The organism is Achromobacter sp. Bel (genome assembly GCF_012928505.1).
Taxonomy (GTDB): Bacteria; Pseudomonadota; Gammaproteobacteria; order Burkholderiales; family Burkholderiaceae_B; genus Achromobacter.
On sequence record NZ_JABBJN010000051.1, the window covers coordinates 23,668 to 44,210 of the forward strand.

The 20,543-nt window shown below is 63.8% G+C and carries 19 protein-coding genes; 5 read left to right on the plus strand and 14 right to left on the minus strand.

Annotation, left to right across the window (positions count from 1 at the left end; all coding sequences use genetic code 11):
• Window positions 1-23: 23 nt before the first annotated feature.
• The 11 genes from lpxD to rpsB form a co-directional block, all read right to left on the minus strand.
• Window positions 24-1,121 carry a UDP-3-O-(3-hydroxymyristoyl)glucosamine N-acyltransferase gene (lpxD, locus tag HG262_RS24580; RefSeq protein WP_169273504.1) on the minus strand — a complete coding sequence of 366 codons (1,098 nt, stop codon included), beginning with the start codon at window positions 1,119-1,121 and terminating at the stop codon, window positions 24-26.
• 17 nt (window positions 1,122-1,138) lie between these two features.
• Window positions 1,139-1,699 (minus strand): OmpH family outer membrane protein, encoded by a 561-nt coding sequence (locus HG262_RS24585; protein ID WP_046807180.1) that lies wholly within the window; start codon window positions 1,697-1,699, stop codon window positions 1,139-1,141.
• Between the two features lie 109 nt (window positions 1,700-1,808).
• Window positions 1,809-4,142 carry an outer membrane protein assembly factor BamA gene (bamA, locus tag HG262_RS24590; protein WP_169273505.1) on the minus strand — a complete coding sequence of 778 codons (2,334 nt, stop codon included), beginning with the start codon at window positions 4,140-4,142 and terminating at the stop codon, window positions 1,809-1,811.
• 53 nt (window positions 4,143-4,195) lie between these two features.
• A complete protein-coding gene (rseP, locus tag HG262_RS24595; protein ID WP_169273506.1) occupies window positions 4,196-5,527 on the minus strand; it encodes an RIP metalloprotease RseP in 1,332 nt (443 codons plus the stop codon).
• Window positions 5,528-5,571: 44 nt separating this feature from the next.
• Window positions 5,572-6,771, minus strand: coding sequence for a 1-deoxy-D-xylulose-5-phosphate reductoisomerase (locus HG262_RS24600; RefSeq protein WP_169273507.1), 1,200 nt, complete (start codon window positions 6,769-6,771; stop codon window positions 5,572-5,574).
• Window positions 6,768-7,625, minus strand: coding sequence for a phosphatidate cytidylyltransferase (locus HG262_RS24605; RefSeq protein ID WP_169273508.1), 858 nt, complete (start codon window positions 7,623-7,625; stop codon window positions 6,768-6,770). Before HG262_RS24605 ends, HG262_RS24600 begins: the two co-directional genes overlap by 4 nt.
• Window positions 7,626-7,677: 52 nt before the next feature.
• Complete coding sequence (gene uppS / locus HG262_RS24610) at window positions 7,678-8,442, minus strand: polyprenyl diphosphate synthase (protein WP_169273509.1); 765 nt, start codon at window positions 8,440-8,442, stop codon at window positions 7,678-7,680.
• Window positions 8,443-8,619: 177 nt separating this feature from the next.
• Window positions 8,620-9,180: a ribosome recycling factor gene (gene frr, locus HG262_RS24615; RefSeq protein WP_006223439.1), complete on the minus strand. Its 561-nt coding sequence runs from the start codon at window positions 9,178-9,180 to the stop codon at window positions 8,620-8,622.
• Between the two features lie 15 nt (window positions 9,181-9,195).
• Window positions 9,196-9,912, minus strand: coding sequence for a UMP kinase (gene pyrH / locus HG262_RS24620; protein WP_054425864.1), 717 nt, complete (start codon window positions 9,910-9,912; stop codon window positions 9,196-9,198).
• 117 nt (window positions 9,913-10,029) lie between these two features.
• Window positions 10,030-10,908 carry a translation elongation factor Ts gene (gene tsf / locus HG262_RS24625; protein ID WP_169273510.1) on the minus strand — a complete coding sequence of 293 codons (879 nt, stop codon included), beginning with the start codon at window positions 10,906-10,908 and terminating at the stop codon, window positions 10,030-10,032.
• A gap of 180 nt (window positions 10,909-11,088) precedes the next feature.
• Window positions 11,089-11,838: a 30S ribosomal protein S2 gene (gene rpsB / locus HG262_RS24630; protein WP_169273511.1), complete on the minus strand. Its 750-nt coding sequence runs from the start codon at window positions 11,836-11,838 to the stop codon at window positions 11,089-11,091.
• Window positions 11,839-12,636: 798 nt separating this feature from the next.
• On the opposite strand from rpsB, the gene map reads away from it, so the two are divergent.
• The 5 genes from map to HG262_RS24655 all read left to right on the plus strand — a co-directional run bounded on the left by map (window position 12,637) and on the right by HG262_RS24655 (window position 17,948).
• Entirely contained in the window at window positions 12,637-13,458 is an 822-nt protein-coding gene (gene map, locus HG262_RS24635; protein WP_169273512.1) for a type I methionyl aminopeptidase, read from the plus strand.
• A gap of 19 nt (window positions 13,459-13,477) precedes the next feature.
• Window positions 13,478-16,084, plus strand: coding sequence for a [protein-PII] uridylyltransferase (locus tag HG262_RS24640; RefSeq protein WP_169273513.1), 2,607 nt, complete (start codon window positions 13,478-13,480; stop codon window positions 16,082-16,084).
• Window positions 16,085-16,159: 75 nt separating this feature from the next.
• Window positions 16,160-16,873 carry a MarC family protein gene (locus HG262_RS24645; protein WP_006223445.1) on the plus strand — a complete coding sequence of 238 codons (714 nt, stop codon included), beginning with the start codon at window positions 16,160-16,162 and terminating at the stop codon, window positions 16,871-16,873.
• 52 nt (window positions 16,874-16,925) lie between these two features.
• Entirely contained in the window at window positions 16,926-17,411 is a 486-nt protein-coding gene (locus tag HG262_RS24650; RefSeq protein ID WP_169273514.1) for a disulfide bond formation protein B, read from the plus strand.
• Window positions 17,412-17,435: 24 nt separating this feature from the next.
• On the plus strand, window positions 17,436-17,948 hold the full coding sequence (locus HG262_RS24655) for a YgjP-like metallopeptidase domain-containing protein (protein WP_169273515.1): 513 nt from the start codon (window positions 17,436-17,438) through the stop codon (window positions 17,946-17,948).
• Between the two features lie 82 nt (window positions 17,949-18,030).
• Here the strand turns inward: HG262_RS24655 and purF are convergent, their stop codons facing one another.
• The 3 genes from purF to HG262_RS24670 form a co-directional block, all read right to left on the minus strand.
• Window positions 18,031-19,551 (minus strand): amidophosphoribosyltransferase, encoded by a 1,521-nt coding sequence (gene purF, locus HG262_RS24660; protein WP_169273516.1) that lies wholly within the window; start codon window positions 19,549-19,551, stop codon window positions 18,031-18,033.
• A 30-nt stretch (window positions 19,552-19,581) separates the two neighbouring features.
• Complete coding sequence (locus tag HG262_RS24665; RefSeq protein ID WP_088588337.1) at window positions 19,582-20,070, minus strand: CvpA family protein; 489 nt, start codon at window positions 20,068-20,070, stop codon at window positions 19,582-19,584.
• Window positions 20,070-20,543 (minus strand): SPOR domain-containing protein (locus HG262_RS24670; protein WP_211187759.1); only part of this gene is annotated, 474 nt, incomplete at its 5' end. The genes HG262_RS24665 and HG262_RS24670, both read right to left, overlap by 1 nt.

Consider the following 20,543-nt stretch of genomic DNA (forward strand, 5'->3'; position numbering starts at 1 on the left):
CACGCCAGGGCGGCAACCGCGCCCTAGTCTTTTTCCAGCGTCCGCACGCGGCGGCGCAGTTGCGCCAACTGTTGTATCACGGCGGCGTTGCGCTGCCATTCGCCATGCTCCGCATACGGGAACACCCCGGTATAGCGGCCAGGCTTCGAAATGCTGGACGTCACCGCAGTGCCGCCTGATATGTGGACATCGTCCGCCAGGACCAGGTGGCCCGACAGCATCGCCGCGCCGCCGATGGTGCAGCGTTCGCCGATAGTGGTCGAACCCGCGATCCCGACGCATGCCGCCACGGCGGTATGCGCGCCGATGCGCACGTTGTGCGCCACCATGATCTGGTTATCCAGCTTGACGCCGTCCGCCACCAGGGTGTCGTCCAGGGCGCCCCGGTCGATCGTGGTATTGGCACCGATTTCGACGTCGGCGCCGACCGTCACACCACCCAACTGGGGAATTTTGCCCCAAGCGCCCTTGCCCAGCGAGGGGTCCGGCGCAAAGCCGAATCCGTCCGCGCCCAGCACGGCGCCACTATGGATGATTGCCCGTGCGCCCACCTTCACGCCTTCGTACAGCGTGACGTGCGCATGCAGCCGGCTTCCCGGCCCGACGGACGATCCGGCGCCGATGACGCAACCCGGCCCCAATACCGTATCGCGCCCGATGCGCGCACCGGCTTCCACGACACAATTGGGGCCGATACGCACGCCTTCCTCGATCACAGCGTCGGACGCGACGACCGCCGAAGGATGCGTGGCGGCAGGCTCTACGGGCCGCCGGGCGGCATCGAACCATTGCGCCACACGCGCGTAAAGCAGATAGGGATGTTTGCAGACGACCAGCGCGAACGGCGGCCGGGCAACCCCTTCGGCTTCCAGAGCGTCGGCGACATCAGCGGAGACGATGACCGCCCCTGCCTGCGTCGAGCCGAGCTGGCTCTGGTAGCGGGGGTTCGCCAGGAAAGCGATTTCCTGGCTGCCTGCCGAAGACAGGGTCCCGATGCCGCAGACCCGCAAGGGGTCCGCGCCAGGAGCCGTGCTGATACGCCAGTCCATGCCCTGGGTATTGGCAGCGCTCAACAGTGCTTCAAGCGTCGGCGCGCGGGCAAGATCCAGTAAAACCGGCATAACTCGACGGGTACTGCTTACTTGCCCAGGCTCTGAATCACCTTGTCGGTGATGTCGATGCGCGGGTTGACCGTCACAGCGTCCTGGATGATCAGGTCGTAGCTTTCTTGCTCGGCGATACGCTTGATGGCCTCGTTGGCCTTCGTCACGATGCCCGAGAATTCTTCATTGCGGCGGCGATTGAAGTCTTCCTGGAATTCGCGGCGCTTGCGCTGCAGGTCGGTATCCAGGTTCGACAGTTCACGCTGACGCTTGACGCGGTCCGACTCCGACAGGACAGGCGCGTCCTTGTCGAACTTTTCGGCTTGCGAACGCAGGCTGTTGTTCAGGCGCTGGAGTTCGTCGTCGCGCTTCTTGAATTCAGCTTCGATCTTGCTTTGCGCCGTCTTCGCCGGGCCCGACTCACGCAGGATCCGCTCGGTGTTGACGAAGCCGATCTTGGTGTTTTGAGCTTGTGCGGGAATCGCAGCAGCCGAACCGAGAATGAGCGCACCCACCAGGGCAATGGAGCCGCCCAGCTTGCCACGGCGCTTGGCGCGCGGCGTATTCGATGATTTAAGTGCGAAATCAGACATCATGAAAATCTCACCTTCCAGTAAGGCAAAGCCAAAGTGTGTATTGTGCCACTAAACAGCAAGGGAGCCGGCCCAGCGGTCACCTCCCTTGTTTTCAAGCGTAACGGCTCGCTTAGAAACCCGTCCCGATCTGGAACTGGAAGCTTTGCTTGTCGTCACCCGCCTTGGAATTGAGCGGACGGGCGTAAGACAGTTGCAGCGGACCCATCGGGGACTGCCACGACAGGCCGATACCGGCCGAGAAGCGCCAGCCGCAAGGATCTTCGACCTCGGTGTTGTTACGTCCACGGGTGCAGCTCAAGCCGCTGCCCGCCGCCACCTGGCCCGCGTCGCTGAAGATGAACCAGCGCAGCGTGCGGTCCTTCGAGGCGCCCGGGAACGGCAGATACAGCTGCGCGTTGGCGATCATGCGTCGCGTGCCGCCCAGGTAGTCGCCCGTGAGCGTATCGCGCGGACCCAGCGACGACCCTTCGTAGCCACGAACGGTGCCGATACCGCCGGCATAGACGTTCTTGATGACCGGGTAGTTCTTGCTGCCGTAGCTACGGCCCCAGTCCACCATGCCGTTCAAGGCCAGGGTGTAGGAACCGCCCAGCGGCACGAAGTACTGCTGCTGGCCAGTCAGCATGGTGTATTGCAGATCGACCGTGGACACGTCGGCCTTCAGGCGGGTGTACGAACCCTTGGTCGGCGCCAACGCGCTGTCACGCGTGTCCTTGGACCAGCCCGTGCTGAAGATCACCGAGTCCGTCGAATCGCCGTATTGGCCGACGAAGTCCTTGTAGGCCTGCGGCGAATTCGTGAACAGGTCGATCTGGTTGTGTTCGAAGTTCGCGCCCAGGAAGATCCGGTCGTATTCCGAGATCGGAATGCCGAAGTTCATGCCCAGGCCGATCGCCTTGACGCGGTAATCGCCGTCGTTGTTGTTCCAGGGTTCGGTCACGCGGTAGTACGCGGACGTCGTGCGGCTGATGCCGTCCTTGGTCCAGTACGGATCGGTGTGCGACAGCACGATCGCGCGGTTCGTCTTGCTGGTGTTCAACTGCAGCGTCAGGTTGGTGCCGCTGCCGAAGACGTTGTCTTCGCTGATGCCGGCCGACAGAATCGCCTTTTCGGACGAGCCGTAGCCCACACCCAGGTTGATCATGCCGGTGGGCTTTTCCTTCACATCGACGTTCACGTCGACCTGGTCGGGCGAACCCGGAACCGGATCGGTCTTGACGTTGACGTCGCTGAAGTAGCCCAGGCGATCGACGCGGTCGCGCGAGGTTTTGATGTCTTTGGCGTCGTACCAGGCGGCTTCCTGCTGGCGCATCTCGCGGCGCACGACTTCGTCGCGCGTGCGGGTGTTGCCGCCGATCTGGATGCGGCGCACGTAAACGCGGCGGCTGGGATCGACGTAGAACGTCAGGTCGGCTTCGTGCTTGGCGCGGTCCAACTGCGGGTTCGGGTTGACGTTGGCGAACGCGTAGCCCAGTTCACCCAGGTAGTCGGTGATGGCCTTGGCCGAATCGTTGGCCTTGGCGGCCGAGAACGTTTCATTCGGCTTGGTCTGCACCAGCGCGTTGATTTCCTTGTCCAGCCCCAGCAGGTTGCCGGCCAGTTTCACGCTGCGCACCTTGTAGGGCTCGCCTTCGTGAACGGTGATCGTGATGCGAATGTCTTTGCGGTCGGGAGAAATCGTGACCTGCGGGGGCTCGACCGAAAACTCCAGGTAACCCTGGTCCAGGTAGAACGAGCGCAGGCGCTCCAGATCGCCCTCGAGCTTTTCGCGCGAGTACTTGTCGGTATCGGTGTACCAGGTCAACCAGCCCGGCGTCGTCAGCTTGAACTCGTCAAGCAGATCGCTTTCGGAGAAGGCCTTGTTGCCGACGAAACGGATTTCCTGGATGCGGGCCACCGAGCCTTCGAACACGTCGAAGCTCACGCCGACGCGGTTGCGCGGCAGCGGGGTCACGGTGGAAGTCACTTCGACGCCGTACTTGCCCTTGGACAGGTATTGCTGCTTCAGTTCGTATTCGGCGCGTTCAAGCATGGAACGGTCGAAAATGCGGCCTTCGGCGAACCCCACCTGCCCAAGCGAGGTGGTGATGGCCTTGGAATCGAATTCGCGCATGCCGTTGAAGTTGACGGAAGCGATCGTCGGACGCTCCTGCACGACCACGACGACGACGTTGTTGTCCGTCTGGATCTGCACGTCGGTGAAGAAACCCGTGCCGTACAGGCGACGGATCGCTTCAGTCGCTTCTTCTTCCGTGAATTTCTCGCCGACCTTGACGGGCAGATAGCCGAACACCGTGCCGGCGTCAGTCCGTTGAATACCCTCTACGCGGATATCCCGCACGACAAAAGGGTCGAAGGCTTGGGCCATGGCCGGCAGCAATAAAGCGGCGATCAGACCCGGCAGTACACCCTTTTTGTGATGAAACATCCGGCGAAAAGACATCCTTGAGTATCCTCGGTCGTGCAAATGGCGGGGGATTTTATGCTAAATCGCGCTTAAGTGAATAAACGCGTGAAATCGTTGAACAGCGCAAGCCCCATGAGGCCTGCCAATAAACCTATGCCGGCGCGCTGCCCGATATCGATCCACCTCGCTGGCGGCGGGCTACCCCGCACAATTTCGACGAGATAGTACAGCAGATGGCCACCATCCAGCATAGGAATGGGCAGCAAATTTAGTACACCAAGACTGATACTGATCAAGGCGATATAGGCGATATACGCAACAATGCCGATTCTTGCGGTCTGTCCGGCGTAGTCCGCGATCGTGACCGGGCCACTGACATTGCGCCAGGACACGTCGCCCGTGACCATGCGGCCCATCATGCGCAACGAGAACCAGGCAGTGTCCCAGGTGCGCACGGCGCCGCGCCATACGCTTTCAAAGATGCCGTAGCGCACCGTGACCATCGGGATATCGCCGCCGAGCTGCACGCCCAGGCGGCCGATTTCCTGGCCATTGACCAGTTCCGGGCGGGGCGTGACGTTCAGCGAGATGTTGGCGCCGTCGCGCACCAGCGTCAGCGCCAGCGTCTTGCCGGCGCTTTCCTGGATCTGCTTGACCAGCGCGCCGGTATCCGGCGTGGGCTGGCCGTTCACCGCGATGACGAGATCGCCCTGGCGCAAGCCGGCCGCCTGCCCTTCCCCGCCGTCGTTGACGGCGCGCACGGCAGGCTTGGGTTGGGCCAGGCGGATGCCGGCCGCGGCGAGCGGATCGCCACCGGATGGGTCCATCGCGTTGGCGGGCAGATTCAGTTCACGCTGCTGGACGGCGCCAGCGGGCGTGCTGACTTCGATCTGAGCGCGGCCGCCGGTGGCCATGACGTCCATCAAGCGCCAACGGGCGTCGGACCAGGAACTGACCTCCTGGCCGTCGATTGCCAGGATGCGGTCTCCCGCAAGCAGACCGGCTTGCGAGGCCGGCGTCTCGGCCGCCGGCTGGGCAATGATGGCCTGCGGCTCGTCGGTGCCAGCCATGTTCAGCCCGGCATACAGGAAGACGGCGAGGATCAGGTTGAAAATAGGGCCGGCGGCCACGATGGCGATACGCTTGCCGACGGACTTGTTGTTGAACGCGCTGGCGACTTCGGCGGCGGACGCGCCGGGAGGCGGGTCGTCCTGCATCTTGACGTAGCCGCCCAGCGGCAAGGCGGAAACGGCCCATTCCGTGCCATGGCGGTCTGTGCGGCGCAAGATGACTTTGCCGAAGCCTACCGAGAAACGCAGCACTTTCACCCCGCACAGGCGGGCTACCCAATAGTGTCCCAGTTCATGGAAGATGATCAGGGAGCCAAGCGCGACCGCAAAGGCCAGCAGGGTGAAAAGCATCGGAATCGGGATCTAGAAAATCTGAAAGCAAGCGCGGCCAGCCATCAGGCCAGCCCCAGGTTACCTGCGAAGATGCGCGCTTCAGCATCCAGCGCAAGCACGTCGTCAAGACTGCCGAGCGTAACAGATGCTTGCCGCGCCTGCCACTCCAGGGAAGCTTCGATCACTCGCGGAATCCAGGTATAGGCAAGCCGGCCGCCCAAAAACGCATCGACGGCCACTTCATTGGCGGCGTTCAGCGCGACGCAGGCGGCCTGCCCCGCCCGCAACGCGGCGAACGACAGCGCCAGGCACGGGAATCGGGCCAGATCGGGTTTTTCGAAGTCCAGCCGGCCCAGGCGGGTCAGGTCCAAGGGCCCTACGCCGCTATCCAGCCGCTCAGGGAACCCGAGGCCGTAGGCAATCGGGGTCCGCATGTCGGGCTGGCCCAACTGCGCGAGAATCGAGCCGTCGTCGTATTCGACCATCGAGTGCACGACGCTTTGGGGATGCACCACGACCTCGATGCGATCCGCGGGCATGGCAAAAAGCCAGTGCGCTTCGATCACTTCCAGGCCCTTGTTGAGCATGGTCGCCGAATCCACCGAAATCTTGCGGCCCATGCTCCAGTTGGGATGGGCGCAAGCCTGGTCGGGCGTTACATCGTGCAGGTCTTCCAGGTCGCGATTCCGGAACGGTCCGCCCGACGCCGTCAGCAGCAAACGGCGGACGCCGGGCGCCAGCGAGTCAGGCGCGCCCGCCCGCCCGCCGTGGGGCATGCACTGGAAGATGGCGTTGTGCTCACTGTCGATAGGCAGCAATTCAGCGCCATTGTCGCGAATTGCCTGCATGAAGAGCGAACCTGCGGCAACCAGCGCCTCTTTATTGGCCAGCAATACGCGCTTGCCGGTGCGGGCGGCGGCAAGCGCCGCGGGCAACCCGGCTGCGCCGACAATCGCGGCCATGACCGAATCGCATTGGGAGTCGGCAGCCGTATCGGCCAGCGCCTGCGCGCCCACCCGGATCTCGGGCATGGGCCGTGCGCCGCCCCACGCGGCGGCGAAACGCTTGCGGGCCGCCTCGTCGGGCACCACCACCACGGCTGCGCGGCTCGCCTTCGCCTGCTCGGCCAGGCGCTCCATGCGGCTGTATGCGGAAAGCGCATAGACCGCCAGCCGTTCAGGATGGCGGGCAATCACATCCAGCGTGCTTTCACCGATCGAACCCGTCGACCCCAGCACGACGACGCGTTGAAAAGCCGTCAAAACAACACTCCAGACAAAAGTAGCGCGAACGGCGCGACAGGAAGAATCGCGTCGATGCGGTCATAGACGCCGCCGTGGCCAGGCAGCAGCGTGCTGGAATCCTTGCGGCCGGCCCGGCGCTTGAGCAGCGACTCGAACAGGTCTCCCACAATGGACAGCACGCCCAGCAGCGCCGCGATCGGCAACGCCAGCCAGAAGCTCCAGCGCTCGACCAGGGCGTGGCCGAACGAACCCGCCCACAAGCTGGAAAGGCCGATCCAGACGACGGCGCCAAGCACCCCGGCGATGGCGCCTTCGATCGTCTTGCCCGGGCTGACCCGCGGAGCCAGTTTACGCTTGCCGAAAGCCCGGCCCGCGAAATAGGCGGCAATATCCGCGACCCAGACCAGGGCCAGCAGCGACACCACGAAACCCGCGCCGCGGGCCATAAACATCTGCGCCAGCACCGCCCAGGCGGCAAATGCCGCCGGAACCGAAAATACCGACCACCCGAGGCTGGCCGGCGATGCGTCGGAGCGCCCGCGGACCACTGCGGTCACACCGCCGAACAGCCACACGGCAGCCACGGCGGGCACCACGTAGTACAGCACCCAGGCGGGATCGCTCGCACCGGTACCGTCGCCGGTCAGCCAGGCGGAGGTCAGCGCCAACATACCGGCGAACAGCAAGACGGCGACGCCGACGGAAATGAGGGGGGACGGGGGCTGCGGCAGCGTCAGGCGCAGCCACTCCCAGTTGGCGCATGCGGCGGCCAGGGCAAGCAAGGCGACGAACCACCAGGGATTGGCGCTGATCATCGCGGCGGCCAGAATGGCCAACAGGATGATGGCGGTAACGATACGCTGGCCCAACATATGACGGTCTCCTCGTGTGCTGCTTTGGAAAGACGCGCTTGTCGCCGTCTGCTTATTGCGCGCCGTTTTCGCTGACTTGCGCGCTGGTGCGGCCAAAGCGCCGTTCGCGGGTGCGATACCAGTCAAACGCCGCTTGCAGCTCCGCGGCGCCGAAATCCGGCCAATAGCGGTCCGTGAAGTAGAACTCCGCGTAGGCCATCTGCCAGATCAGGAAGTTGGAAATGCGTTGTTCACCGCCCGTGCGGATGAACAGGTCGGGCTCGGGCGCCCAAGACATGGAAAGATGCCGGGCCAGCCGCGCCTCGTCCACCTGTTCAGGATGGGAGGCAAGCGCCGGTTCGGCCGCCAGCATGGCGCGGGTGGCCTGCAGGATGTCCCAGCGACCGCCGTAGTTGGCAGCCACCGTCAGGTGCAGGCGGTCGTTGTGCGCGGTGCGTTCCTGAGCGGCGAAGATAAGCTCCTGCAGGCGCGGCTCGAACGCGCTCAGGTCGCCGATCACGTGTAGCCGCACGCCCTGCTCTTCCAGCTTGCCGATCTCTCGCTCCAAGGCCTGCACGAACAGGCGCATCAACAGCGATACTTCTTCGGCGGGGCGGCGCCAGTTCTCGGAACTGAAAGCGAACAGGGTCAGGTAGCGCACGCCGGCACGGCCACAGGCCTCGACGACGCGGCGCACCGCCTGCACGCCCTTGGCGTGCCCGGCCGTGCGGGGCAGCAACCGACGCGTCGCCCACCGACCATTGCCATCCATGATGATGGCGACGTGCTCGGGGATATCACGAGTATCGGGAACCGCCTGGGTCGAACTGGTTGCCATGGATTGGGGACTGCGCGGAAAACCGGCGAAATCAGAAATACGGGAGAAAAACCTGCGCCGTCGTTCCATCGCTGCTGCATGAAGGTGCTGCGGGGCAATGGAAAGGACGGCGCATAGGCAAGAAATCCTGATGCCGGGGCGAAACGGACAAGCCGTCCGCCCCTGGGCGATCTGGAATTATACGGTCATGATTTCCGCTTCTTTCTGGACGACCATCTTGTCGATGTCGGCCACGGCGCGATCAGTCAGCTTTTGGACATCGTCCTGCGAACGACGCTCGTCGTCTTCGGAGATCTCTTTGTCCTTGACCAGCTTCTTCAGTGCTTCGTTCGCTTCGCGGCGCAAGTTGCGCACGGCGATCTTGGCATCTTCACCTTCGCTGCGCACGACTTTGGTAAGGTCGCGGCGGCGCTCTTCGGTCAGGGCCGGCATCGGCACGCGGATGGTGTCGCCCATCGAGATAGGGTTCAGGCCCAGGTCCGATTCGCGGATGGCCTTTTCGATCGGGCCGGACATTTGCTTTTCGTAGGGCTGCACGCTGAGGGTGCGGGCGTCCACGAGGTTCACGTTGGCGACCTGGCCGACCGGCACCGGCGAACCGTAATACTCGACCTGCACGTGATCCAGGATGCCGGTATGGGCGCGGCCCGTACGGATCTTGCCCAGGTTGATCTTGAGCGTATCAAGCGACTTGGACATCCTGTCTTCGGCGGATTTGCGAATTTCTGCGGCGCTCATGGAATTTCCTTTTCTTTAAACGTGTACCAACGTGCCTTCGTCTTCGCCGCTGACGACTCGCTTGAGCGCGCCGGACTTATTGATCGAAAACACTTTGATCGGCAGTTTCTGGTCACGGCACAGCGCGAACGCGGTGGCGTCCATGACTTCCAGACGGCGCACGATCGCTTCATCGAAGCTGATCCGCGCATAGCGCGTAGCGGTGGGATCCTTGTTGGGGTCCGCGCTATAGATGCCGTCCACTTTGGTGGCCTTCAACACGATCTCGGCGCCGATTTCAGCGCCGCGGAGCGCGGCGGCGGTATCGGTGGTGAAGAAGGGGTTGCCCGTGCCCGCGGCGAAGATGACGACCTTGCCCTCTTCGAGGTAACGCAAGGCTTTCGGGCGGATGTAGGGTTCAACGACCTGATCGATGTTCAGGGCGGATTGTACGCGGGTGTCGATACCCTTGTGCTTGAGCGCGTCTTGCAGCGCCAGCGCGTTCATGATGGTGGCCATCATGCCCATGTAGTCGGCGGTGGCGCGGTCCATGCCCTGCGCACCCGGGGCGACGCCACGGAAAATATTACCTCCGCCGATGACAATGGCCAGTTCGACGCCGGTGGCGGCGACTTCGGCGATCTCATCGGTCATGCGGACGATGGTGGAGCGATTGATGCCAAATGCATCATCGCCCATCAGCGCCTCGCCGGAAAGTTTGAGAAGAACCCGTTTGTATGCTCTGCTGCTCATAGGTGATATCCCGAAGAACAATCCGACGAAAGTGTAAGACAAGAATGGGGAGCCCTGCGGCGAAAAAGGCCGGACTAGAATTTAATCTAGTGCCGGCCTTTAAGCACTACCCCGAGGTCAGGCGGCGCCGGCGGCGGCTGCGGCAACCTCAGCGGCGAAGTCGCTGGTCTTCTTCTCGATACCTTCGCCGACAACGAACAGCACGAACTTGCTGATCGACGCGCCCTTTTCCTTCAGGTGCTGCTCGACCGTGTGCTTGTCGCTCTTGACGAACGGCTGCGACAACAGGGTCACTTCCTTCAGGTACTTGGCGACCGAACCTTCAACCATCTTGGCGACGATCTCGGCGGGCTTGCCCGATTCAGCGGCCTTTTGCTCGGCGACCGAGCGCTCGGCGGCGATGTCGGCCGGGTTCACGCCGTCGGCGTTCAGGGCCTTGGGCTTGGTGGCGGCGATATGCATTGCCAGATCCTTGCCCACTTCTTCGGCGCCGGTGTATTCCACCAGCACGCCGATGCGGCCGCCGTGCACGTAGCTGGCCAGCGAATTCGGGGTCTGGATGCGCTCGAAGCGGCGGATCGAGATGTTTTCGCCGATCTTGCCGATCAGGGCGGTACGGGTCGAGTCAACGGTGCCGTCGCCGTACGGCAGCGCCGACAGAGCGGCCACGTCGGCCGGATTCTGCGTGGCGACCAATTCGGCCAGCTTGTTCACGAAGCCGACGAAGTCGTCGTTCTTGGCGACGAAGTCGGTTTCGCAGTTGATTTCGATCACGGCGCCTTGCTTGGCGTCGGCGGAGATGAACAGACCGATCAGGCCTTCGGCGGTGACGCGGGCAGCGGCCTTGCTGGCCTTGTTGCCCAGCTTGACGCGCAGGATTTCCTCGGCGCGAACCAGGTCGCCTTCGGCTTCCGTCAGGGCCTTCTTGCACTCCATCATGGGCGCGTCGGTCTTTTCGCGCAGTTCCTTGACCAGGGCAGCGGTAATTTCAGCCATGTTTGCTCCAATTTTGCTAAGACACGCCCCGGCTCGCCGGGGCAGTGATTTGATTCGATGGGACGCCCGCGATACGCGGGTTCGGAAGATGGGAGCCCACCTTCGCAGTGCCGGCGAGGCGGGAACGGACCTTGTTCAGAGCCGCTCCCGGACACTAACCGCCGGACATGACAGCAGGCTTTACGCCTGGTTGTCCTGCACTTCGACGAACTCTTCCTGACCTTCGCCCTGCTCTTCGACCAGACCGTTCAGGTTCTGTTCGCGGCCTTCCAGCACGGCGTCGGCGATGCCCTTGGCGTACAGCGCGATGGCCTTGGCCGAGTCGTCGTTGCCGGGGATGACGTAGTCGATGCCGTCGGGCGAGTGGTTGGTGTCAACCACGGCGACCACGGGGATGCCCAGCGTCTTGGCTTCAGCGATGGCGATCTTGTGGTAGCCGACGTCGATGACGAACATGGCGTCAGGCAGACCGTTCATGTCCTTGATGCCGCCGATCGCCTTGTTCAGCTTGTCCAGTTCGCGTTGGAACAGCAGGCCTTCTTTCTTGATCATGCGCTCAGCGCCGCCGTCGGCGACGATGACTTCCATGTCCTTCAGGCGCTTGACCGAGGTCTTGACCGTCTTGAAGTTGGTCAGCATGCCGCCGAGCCAGCGGGCGTCGACGTAGGGCATGCCACAACGGGCGGCTTCGGCAGCCACCAGGTCGCGCGCAGCGCGCTTGGTGCCGACGAACAGGATGTTGCCGCCGCGAGCAGCCAGCTGCTTCACGAACTTGGTGGCTTCCTGGTACTTATCAACCGTCTTTTCCAGGTTGATGATGTGAATCTTGTTGCGGTGACCGAAGATGTACTGAGCCATCTTGGGGTTCCAGTAACGGGTCTGGTGACCAAAGTGGACACCCGCTTCCAGCATTTCGCGCATCAAAGACATGTAATTCTCCAAGGGTTGATTTCTTGCGCCGCACCTGCATCAGCATCTGGCTGACACCCTGGGTGGTGTTGCGCGCGATTTCCCGCAACATGCGGGATGGACAAAATTTTAACCGGGCCGACCGATCACTGCCGCAATAAACATACTGCTTCCGCGATAAACCCAGACGGCCGCCACGACGAGAGCCTTGCACCGCACACTTGCATTGCGCTGATCCAGACACTCCAGGAATTTCCTGGAAGTTTCCGGCGGTTGCCCGCTCAGCGCACCCGGACTTGTTTTGTTGGCAGCGAAATCCAGCTCTTCGCAGTGGGGCCTTGCAGCCTTCCCGCGCATCAGGCCATCGGGGCATTTCTTAAGAAAATGCGAGCATTTTCAAGAACTTAATCCGACGCCCATACCGAACCTGCATCGCCGCTCTAAAACATGACCGGGATTACAAGCACGCCGTGCCCCAGCTTTGTTGGCCTTAAACGCTTACACGCCCCCGCACACACCCTGCCAGCACGCGGCCCCGCTACGCCCGTCCACCTGTCCCAGAACCTGACGACCTGCCCGATTTCGCTCCACAACCTTCGCTTGCGGTGAAACTTCAGGGCTTGCCGCCGATCTCATAAGACGGGCCGACGAAGAGCTTGGTGACAAACTTGCTGGCTGATCCGTGCCGGGCCATTTTTGGCCACACCACCTGGAATCGGCTCTTGCCGTAACCCGATTGCTCCCCAAAATTTTAGGGAAGCCTATAATTCTACTATTCTTTCAAGCAGACATTCAAGCGAGAGATCGTCAAGTTACTCCATGGGCACAATTACCAACCCGGCCGACCTGGCCAAGATGCGCGCCGCCTGCCAGGACGCCGCCAAAGTCCTCGATTTCATCACCCCCCACGTGAAGCCGGGTGTAACCACCGGAGAGCTGGACCGCCTCTGCCTGGAATACCTGACTGACGAACTGAAAGTGAAGTCCGCCACCGTCGGCTACGCCCCGCCCGGCTACCCGCCCTTCACCGGCGCCATCTGTACGTCCGTGAACCACCAGGTCTGCCACGGCATTCCCGGCGACAAAGTGCTGAAGAACGGTGACTCGCTGAACATCGACGTCACCATCATCAAGGACGGCTGGTTCGGCGACACGAGCCGCATGTACGCCGTGGGCGAGCAATCGATCCTGTCGCGCCGCCTGACCGACATCACTTTCGAGTGCATGTGGAAAGGCATCCAGCAGGTAAAAAACGGGGCCACGTTGGGCGACATCGGCCACGCGATCCAGAAACACGCCGAATCCAATGGCTTTTCGGTCGTTCGCGAATTCTGCGGCCACGGCATCGGCCAGCGCTTCCATGAAGATCCCCAGGTGCTGCATTATGGCAAGCCCGGCACGGGCGTGAAATTGGTGACAGGTATGCTGTTCACCATCGAGCCCATGATCAACGCCGGCCGCCGGGAGATCCGCCAGTTGTCCGACGGCTGGACGGTCGTGACCCGCGACCACAGCCTGTCGGCCCAATGGGAGCATGCTGTCTGCGTCACCGAAACCGGCTACGAAGTCCTGACCCTGTCGCCGGGCATGCCCCAGCCGCCGGCATTCATCACCGAGCCCATCGTCATCCCCGCCGTCTGAGGCTCCGCCGCCCGCCGCCATGACCGCCGAAATCCTGAGTTCCCTGCGTGAACGCATCCAACAATCCCGGCGGGCCGCGGTGGCTCAGTTCCGGGAGCACGAACGGCCGGACACGCTGCTGTCCGAGCTGCGGCGCATCGTGGATGCGGGCCTGCGCGACCTGATCAAGCATTGCCCCCTGCCGGCCGGCGCCACGCTGGCCGCCGTGGGCGGCTATGGCCGCGGTGAACTCTATCCGCATTCCGACGTCGATCTATTGATCCTGCTGCCGCACGCGCCCACGCGCGAGGACGAGACCGCCATCGAGCAGTTGGTGGCCTCGCTGTGGGACCTGGGCCTGGAACCCGGCCACAGCGTGCGGACCATCGAAGACTGCGAGCGCGAAGCCGACGCCGACATCACGGTGGAGACCGCGCTGCTGGAATCACGCTGGCTGGCCGGCAGCCGCGCCCTGATGAAGAAGTTCGACGCCGCGACCAAATCCCGCCTGGACCCGCGCGCCTTCTTCCGCGCCAAGCGCGTCGAAATGCAGCAGCGCCACGCCCGCTACCACGACACCCCCTACGCGCTGGAACCGAACTGCAAGGAGTCTCCAGGGGGCCTGCGCGACCTGCAGGTCATCCTGTGGATGGCGCGCGCGGCCGGGTTCGGCAACAGTTGGCGGTCGGTGGCCCAGGCGGGCCTGCTGACGTCTTCCGAAGCGCGCGACCTGCGAAAGGCCGAGCAGGCCTTCAAGCGCCTGCGCATCGAACTGCACCTGCTGTCGAACCGCCGCGAAGACCGCGTGCTGTTCGACCTGCAACCGGCGCTGGCCGAGGTCTACGGCATCCATGCCACCGCCACGCGGCGCGGCAGCGAGCTACTGATGCAGCGCTACTACTGGGCGGCGCGTCTGGTCACGCAGTTGAACGGTATCCTGGTGCAGAATATCGAAGAACGCCTGTTCCCGCGCCCCGAGAGCGACGCGCGCGATATCGACGACGATTTCCGCAACCTGCGCGACCGCCTGGACATCATTCGGGACGACGGCTTCGAGCGCAATCCCACGCTGCTGCTGCGTGCCTTCCTGGTCATGCAGCAGCACCCCGAGCTGACCGGCATGTCGGCCCGCACGCTGCGCGCCATCTGGCATTCGCGCCACCGCATCGACGCGCAGTTCCGCCGCAACCCCGTCAACCGCAAGCTGTTCCTGCAAATCCTGCAACAGCCCCGCGGCATCGTGCACGAGCTGCGGCGCATGACGATGCTGAACATCCTGCCGCGTTACCTGCCGGTGTTCCGCCGCATCGTCGGCCAGATGCAACACGACCTGTTCCACGCCTACACGGTCGACCAGCACACGCTGGCGGTGGTGCGCAACCTGCGCCGTTTCACCATGCCCGAACACGCCCAGGAATATCCGCTGGCCAGCCAACTGATCGCGAGCCTGGACCGCCACTGGGTGCTGTACGTGGCGGCGCTATTCCACGACATCGCCAAGGGCCGCGGCGGCGACCACTCCGAACTCGGTGCCCGCGAAGTGCGCAAGTTCGCGCAGGACCACGGCATGGACCCCGAAGACGCCAAGCTGGCGGAATTCCTGGTGCGCCAGCATCTGCTGATGTCGGCCGTGGCGCAAAAGCGCGACTTGTCCGATCCGGCCGTGGTGCAGGAATTCGCCGCCACCGTCAAAGACGAACGCCATCTGACCGCGCTTTACCTGCTGACGGTGGCCGACATCCGCGGCACCAGTCCCAAAGTCTGGAACGCCTGGAAAGGCAAGCTGCTGGAAGACCTGTATAAGCTGACCCTGGCGGCCCTGGGCGGCGCCCATGCCGATGCCCACACCGTACTGACCGAGCGCAAGGACGAAGCCGCCCGCCTGACGCGCCTGGCCGGCTTGCGCGACGACGCCCGCGAAGCCTTTTGGAACCAGTTGGACGTGGCCTACTTCCTGCGCCACGACGCCTCGGATATCGCCTGGCACACGCGCCATCTGTACCACCAGGTCGCGCCCGCGCAGGCGGTCGTCAAGGCCCGCCCCACCGAACAGGGCGAAGGCCTGCAGATCATGGTGTACACCCGCGACGCGCCCGATCTGTTCGTGGCCATCTGCGGCTACTTCGACGCCAAGAGCCTGTCCATCCAGGACGCGCGCATCCACACCACGCGGCATGGCTGGGCGCTGGACAGCTTCATCGTGCTGCTGCCCGAAGGCGCCAGCGACCTGCGCGCCCAAGCCACGCTGGTCGAACACGAGCTGGCGGAACGCCTGAAGGACCCGCACGCCGCGGCCCAGACGCAGCCCAGCCGCGGGGGCTACTACGGCCGCAACCGGCAATCGCGGGTGTCGCGGGTGTTCCCCGTCATGCCGCAAGCCGAACTGCAGCCCGACGAGCGCAGCACGTCGTGGCGCCTGTCGGTCACCGCGACCGACCGCCCCGGGCTGCTGCACGCCTTGGCGCGCGTCTTCGCCCGGCACGAGATCAACCTGCTCATGGCCAAGATCATGACCTTGGGCGATCGCGTGGAGGACGTGTTCATCGTGGACGGCTCGGCATTGGCGCGCCCCCGCAGCCAGATGCAGTTCGAACGCGACGTCCTGGACGCGCTGGCCGGCGAAGAGGCGCAGCAGCGCGTCGCGTGATCCGGCTCCCAGGCATCGCCAGACCACCCCGGACCGCATACAATCCGGGTTTTCGGCCAGGCGACGCCCGCTCCCATGCAGCTCAATGACTATTTGCGCGTTTTCGGCGGCAGCTTTTTCTTCGCCCTGGCCACGCTCCTGCCCTTCCTGAACCCACCGGCCATCGCGCCCATCTTCCTGTCATTGACGGAAGGCGCGTCATCGTCCACACGGATGGTGCTGGCCAAACGGGTGGCGATCAATGTCTGCCTGATGCTGATCGTGGCCATGGTGGCCGGCAACGTGCTGTTGAGCTTCTTCGGCATTTCGCTGTCCATCGTGCGGGTCGGCGGCGGCATGCTGGTAATTGCCAGCGCCTGGCGGCTGGTGAATTCCCCCGACGCCGACACCGAGCGCGTGGCGCGCATGGCCGAATCCTTTACCCCGGAAATGGCCAAGGCCCGGGCCTTCTACCCGCTGACCTTCCCGATCAGTTGCGGCCCCGGCTCGATCGCGGCCGCCATCACCGTAGGCGTCTCGCTGCGCGACCAGAACCACGTGCTGAGCCTGGTGCGGCTGGGCGGCTCGATTCCCGGCATCATAGCCGTGTCGCTGACGCTCTACATCTGCCTGCGCTTCGCCGCCCAGATGCTGCACCGCCTGGGCGACAATGGCACCGCCGTGTTCATGCGGCTGTCGGCGTTCATCATGCTGTGCCTGGGCGTGCAGATCTTCTGGGAAGGCGCGCGCGACCTGATGCTGGGCGTGCTGACGCAAGTGATGCAACCAATTCCGATTCCCAAGGCCTAAGCCTGGCGGGATAGGGATCCCGCCCCGATCAACCCGATACCTTGCAACAACAATGACCACTCGTTCTGAACGCCTGCTTCGCCTGATCGCCCTGTTCTGCTTCGGCGCGGTCGGCGTGGCCCTCGTCTCCCAGCATGTCTTCGACATGCCGCCGTGCGCCTGGTGCGTCATGCAGCGCCTGATCTACCTGGTGATCGGCGTCATCGCCCTGATCGGCGGCTTCGGCGGCGGACGCGCATTGACGCGCATCGCCGCGGCGCTGGCGGCCTTGCTGTCCCTGGGTGGCGTGGCCGCGGCCTGGTACCAATACAGCGTCGCCGCCAACATGCTGTCCTGCGACCAGACCTTTGCCGACCGTTTCATGACCGGCATCGGCCTGGAAGGCGCCATCCCCTGGCTGTTCGGCATCTTCGCCACCTGCATGGACGCCAAGGTGCCGGTGCTAGGCATCGAGTACGCCCTGTGGAGCCTGGCGCTTTTCGTCGTCCTGTTCTTCATGGCGCTGCCCGTCGTCTTCGGACGCGGCCGCCCCCAGTAAACAGCAAGCCTGCGCAGGACGACCTTGAAATACCTGACCGGCTACCCGGAGACCTTGCTGCTCCAGGCCCAGCAGTTGCTTGACCAGGGCAAGCTGGGCCCCGCGCTGCTGGCGCGCTACCCCGATGGCCCGCACGCGGTGCGGACCGACCGCGCGTTGTACGAGTACGTGACGGATCTGAAGAACACCTATATGCGCAATGGCGACCTGATCAACAAGGTCGCCTACGACAGCAAGATCCATGTGATCCAGCATGCGCTGGGGCAACACACGTACATCTCGCGCGTGCAGGGCGGCAAGCTACGCGCCAAGCACGAGATCCGCGTGGCGACGCTCTTCAAGACCGTGCCCGCCGAATTCCTGAAGATGATCACGGTGCATGAACTGGCGCACTTGAAAGAGAAGGACCACAACAAGGCCTTCTACAACCTGTGCCTGCGCATGGAACCGCACTATCACCAGTACGAATTCGACTTGCGCCTGTATCTGACCCATCTGGAAGCCACGCGCGAGACGTTGTGGGACGCCAAGGGCTGACGCTCGGCCCCGCTTTTGCCGGCGCCACGAAAAAAATGCCGTCCCGAGGGACGGCATTTTCAATGAGCGTGACGGCAACGGATCAGGCGTCGTTGGCGGCGTAGCCCATGTTGAACTGCAGGCCGCTGGCGCCTTCGTCCTGGCCCGGTTCCGCGCGCGACTGACCCAGGCGGGCCAGGTATTCGGCGGTGATGTCGCCGGTGACGTATTCACCGTCGAAGCACGAGGCTTCGAAACGAGACATCTTGGGGTTCAGGTCGCGCACCGATTGCTGCATGTCGGCGAGGTCCTGGTAGATCAGCGAGTCGGCGCCGATGGCGCGTGCGATTTCCTCGTCGGAGCGGCCGGTAGCGATCAGCTCCGACTGCGTCGGCATGTCGATGCCGTACACGTTGGGGAAACGGACGGGAGGCGCGGCCGAGGCGAAGTACACCTTGTTGGCACCGGCGGCGCGCGCCATGTCGACGATCTCGCGGCTGGTGGTGCCGCGCACGATGGAATCATCGACCAGCAGCACGTTCTTGCCCTTGAATTCCATGCCGATGGCATTGAGCTTCTGGCGCACGGATTTACGGCGCACGGCCTGCCCCGGCATGATGAACGTACGGCCCACGTAGCGGTTCTTGATGAGCCCTTCGCGGTAATCAAGGTTCAGGCGGGCAGCCAGCTGCATGGCGGCGGGACGCGAGGAGTCCGGGATCGGCATAACGACGTCGATGTCGCCCAGGCGCATGTTGCGCGCGACCTTGTCGGCCAGGTATTCACCCATGCGCAGGCGGGCGTCGTAGACCGACACGCCGTCGATCAGCGAATCCGGACGCGCAAAGTACACATATTCGAAAATGCAGGGCACCAGTTGCGGGTTTTCAGCGCACTGGCGGCTGACGAAGCGGCCGTCCAGGTCGATGAACACGGCCTCGCCCGGATCGACGTCGCGCACGAAGGCGAACCCGCTGCCTTCCAGCGCCACGGATTCGGAAGCCACCATCCATTCGGTGCCTTCGTCCGTTTCCATGCGGCCGATGCACAGCGGACGGATGCCGTTGGGGTCGCGGAACGCCAGCAGGCCGTAGCCGGAAATCTGCGCCACGACGGCATAGGCGCCGCGCACCCGCTTATGCACGGCCGACACCGCGCGGAAGATGGCGTCGTCGTCGAGCGACACGCCATTGGCCGACGATTGCAGCTCGTGCGCCAGCACGTTCAGCAGGACTTCGGAATCCGAGTTGGTGTTGATGTGGCGGCGATCGACCCGGTAGAGCGATTCGCGCAGTTCGCGCCAGTTGGTCAGGTTGCCGTTGTGGGCGAACATGATGCCGAACGGAGCGTTGACGTAGAACGGCTGGGCCTCTTCCTCGCTGGCGCTGGAGCCCGCGGTGGGATAGCGGACCTGGCCGACGCCAGACGTACCCGGCAGCGAGCGCATGTTGCGCGTCCGGAAGACGTCGCGCACCAGGCCGTGAGCCTTGTACATATTGAATTGGTTGCCTTGCGACGTCGCGATGCCCGCGGCGTCCTGCCCGCGATGCTGCAACAGCAGCAAGCTGTCATAGAGCAGCTGGTTGACCGGCCCGCGCCCGATGACCCCTACGATTCCACACATGGTGAGATTTCCTGGTTGATTTGAAGCTAATCAATACGGCAGCCATGTCGCCAAAGACGGCGGCAGCCACGTTTTGATATGTTTGATGGCCTCGATGGCCGAATGCGAAAACATGGCGTCCTTCCACCACGGCTCTTGGGGCAGCGGCGTATAGCCGGCGGCGGCGACCAGCGCCAGGACGATCACCAGACCACGGGCCAGTCCGAACATTCCACCCAGGCCGTGATCGGCGGGGCTGAGTCCGGTACTGCGGATCAAGGCGGCTAGCGTCATGTTGACCAACCCCACACCGAGCAGCACAAGGATGAACACCACGGCGTATGAGACTCCCATGCGCAGCAGCGTCGTTTCAATATAGGGCTCCAGCCACGTGTAGACCGTGGGGCCCCACCATATCGCGGCCACGAAGGCCAGCAGATAGGCGACCAGCGACAGCACCTCTTTGAGCAAGCCGCGCACCAGGCCCAGCACACCCGAGACCGCCAGGATGGCCAGCACGACGAAGTCGAAGCCGGTCACTATTGCGCGGCAATGAAACCATTGTCATAGCCCAAGGTGCGCAAACGCGCCTGGGCCGCCTGCGCCGCCTCGCGCGAAGGGAACGGCCCCACGCGCAGACGGTACTGCTGTTTGCCTCCGATGGAGGCTTGTTCCACGAATGCGTTCGTGACGCCGGCCTGATGCAGCTTGGTGCGGCGCGACTGGGCGTCTTCCGACGTTGTGTAGGCCGCGATCTGCAGCACGAAGTTGCCCTTGGCGGCAGGCTTGGGGGCAGGCGCGGCGGCGGCGGGCGTCGACCGGCCTTCCAGCAGGGCCAGCGCGCGCGCGCCGTCGTCGGAACGCGCGTCGGGCTTGGGCGTGGCCGGCTTCGGCTCGGGCTTGGGTTCCGGCTTCGGTTTGACTTCAGGCTTGGGCTGCGTGACGGGCGGCGGCGTCTGCGTGGCGGGCGGCGTCGTCGGCGCGGCGGCCACGGGGGGCACGGAGGTGACCGG

Bases quoted from the DNA above. Each gene is read 5' to 3' on its own strand.
- frr (WP_006223439.1), bottom strand. From the start codon at position 9,180: ATGAGCGCCGCAGAAATTCGCAAATCCGCCGAAGACAGGATGTCCAAG.
- lpxD (WP_169273504.1), bottom strand. From the start codon at position 1,121: ATGCCGGTTTTACTGGATCTTGCCCGCGCGCCGACGCTTGAAGCACTG.
- HG262_RS24640 (WP_169273513.1), top strand. From the start codon at position 13,478: ATGACCGCCGAAATCCTGAGTTCCCTGCGTGAACGCATCCAACAATCC.
- HG262_RS24585 (WP_046807180.1), bottom strand. From the start codon at position 1,699: ATGATGTCTGATTTCGCACTTAAATCATCGAATACGCCGCGCGCCAAG.
- HG262_RS24645 (WP_006223445.1), top strand. From the start codon at position 16,160: ATGCAGCTCAATGACTATTTGCGCGTTTTCGGCGGCAGCTTTTTCTTC.
- HG262_RS24605 (WP_169273508.1), bottom strand. From the start codon at position 7,625: ATGTTGGGCCAGCGTATCGTTACCGCCATCATCCTGTTGGCCATTCTG.
- rseP (WP_169273506.1), bottom strand. From the start codon at position 5,527: ATGCTTTTCACCCTGCTGGCCTTTGCGGTCGCGCTTGGCTCCCTGATC.
- HG262_RS24650 (WP_169273514.1), top strand. From the start codon at position 16,926: ATGACCACTCGTTCTGAACGCCTGCTTCGCCTGATCGCCCTGTTCTGC.
- purF (WP_169273516.1), bottom strand. From the start codon at position 19,551: ATGTGTGGAATCGTAGGGGTCATCGGGCGCGGGCCGGTCAACCAGCTG.
- pyrH (WP_054425864.1), bottom strand. From the start codon at position 9,912: ATGAGCAGCAGAGCATACAAACGGGTTCTTCTCAAACTTTCCGGCGAG.
- uppS (WP_169273509.1), bottom strand. From the start codon at position 8,442: ATGGCAACCAGTTCGACCCAGGCGGTTCCCGATACTCGTGATATCCCC.
- map (WP_169273512.1), top strand. From the start codon at position 12,637: ATGGGCACAATTACCAACCCGGCCGACCTGGCCAAGATGCGCGCCGCC.
- rpsB (WP_169273511.1), bottom strand. From the start codon at position 11,838: ATGTCTTTGATGCGCGAAATGCTGGAAGCGGGTGTCCACTTTGGTCAC.
- tsf (WP_169273510.1), bottom strand. From the start codon at position 10,908: ATGGCTGAAATTACCGCTGCCCTGGTCAAGGAACTGCGCGAAAAGACC.
- bamA (WP_169273505.1), bottom strand. From the start codon at position 4,142: ATGTCTTTTCGCCGGATGTTTCATCACAAAAAGGGTGTACTGCCGGGT.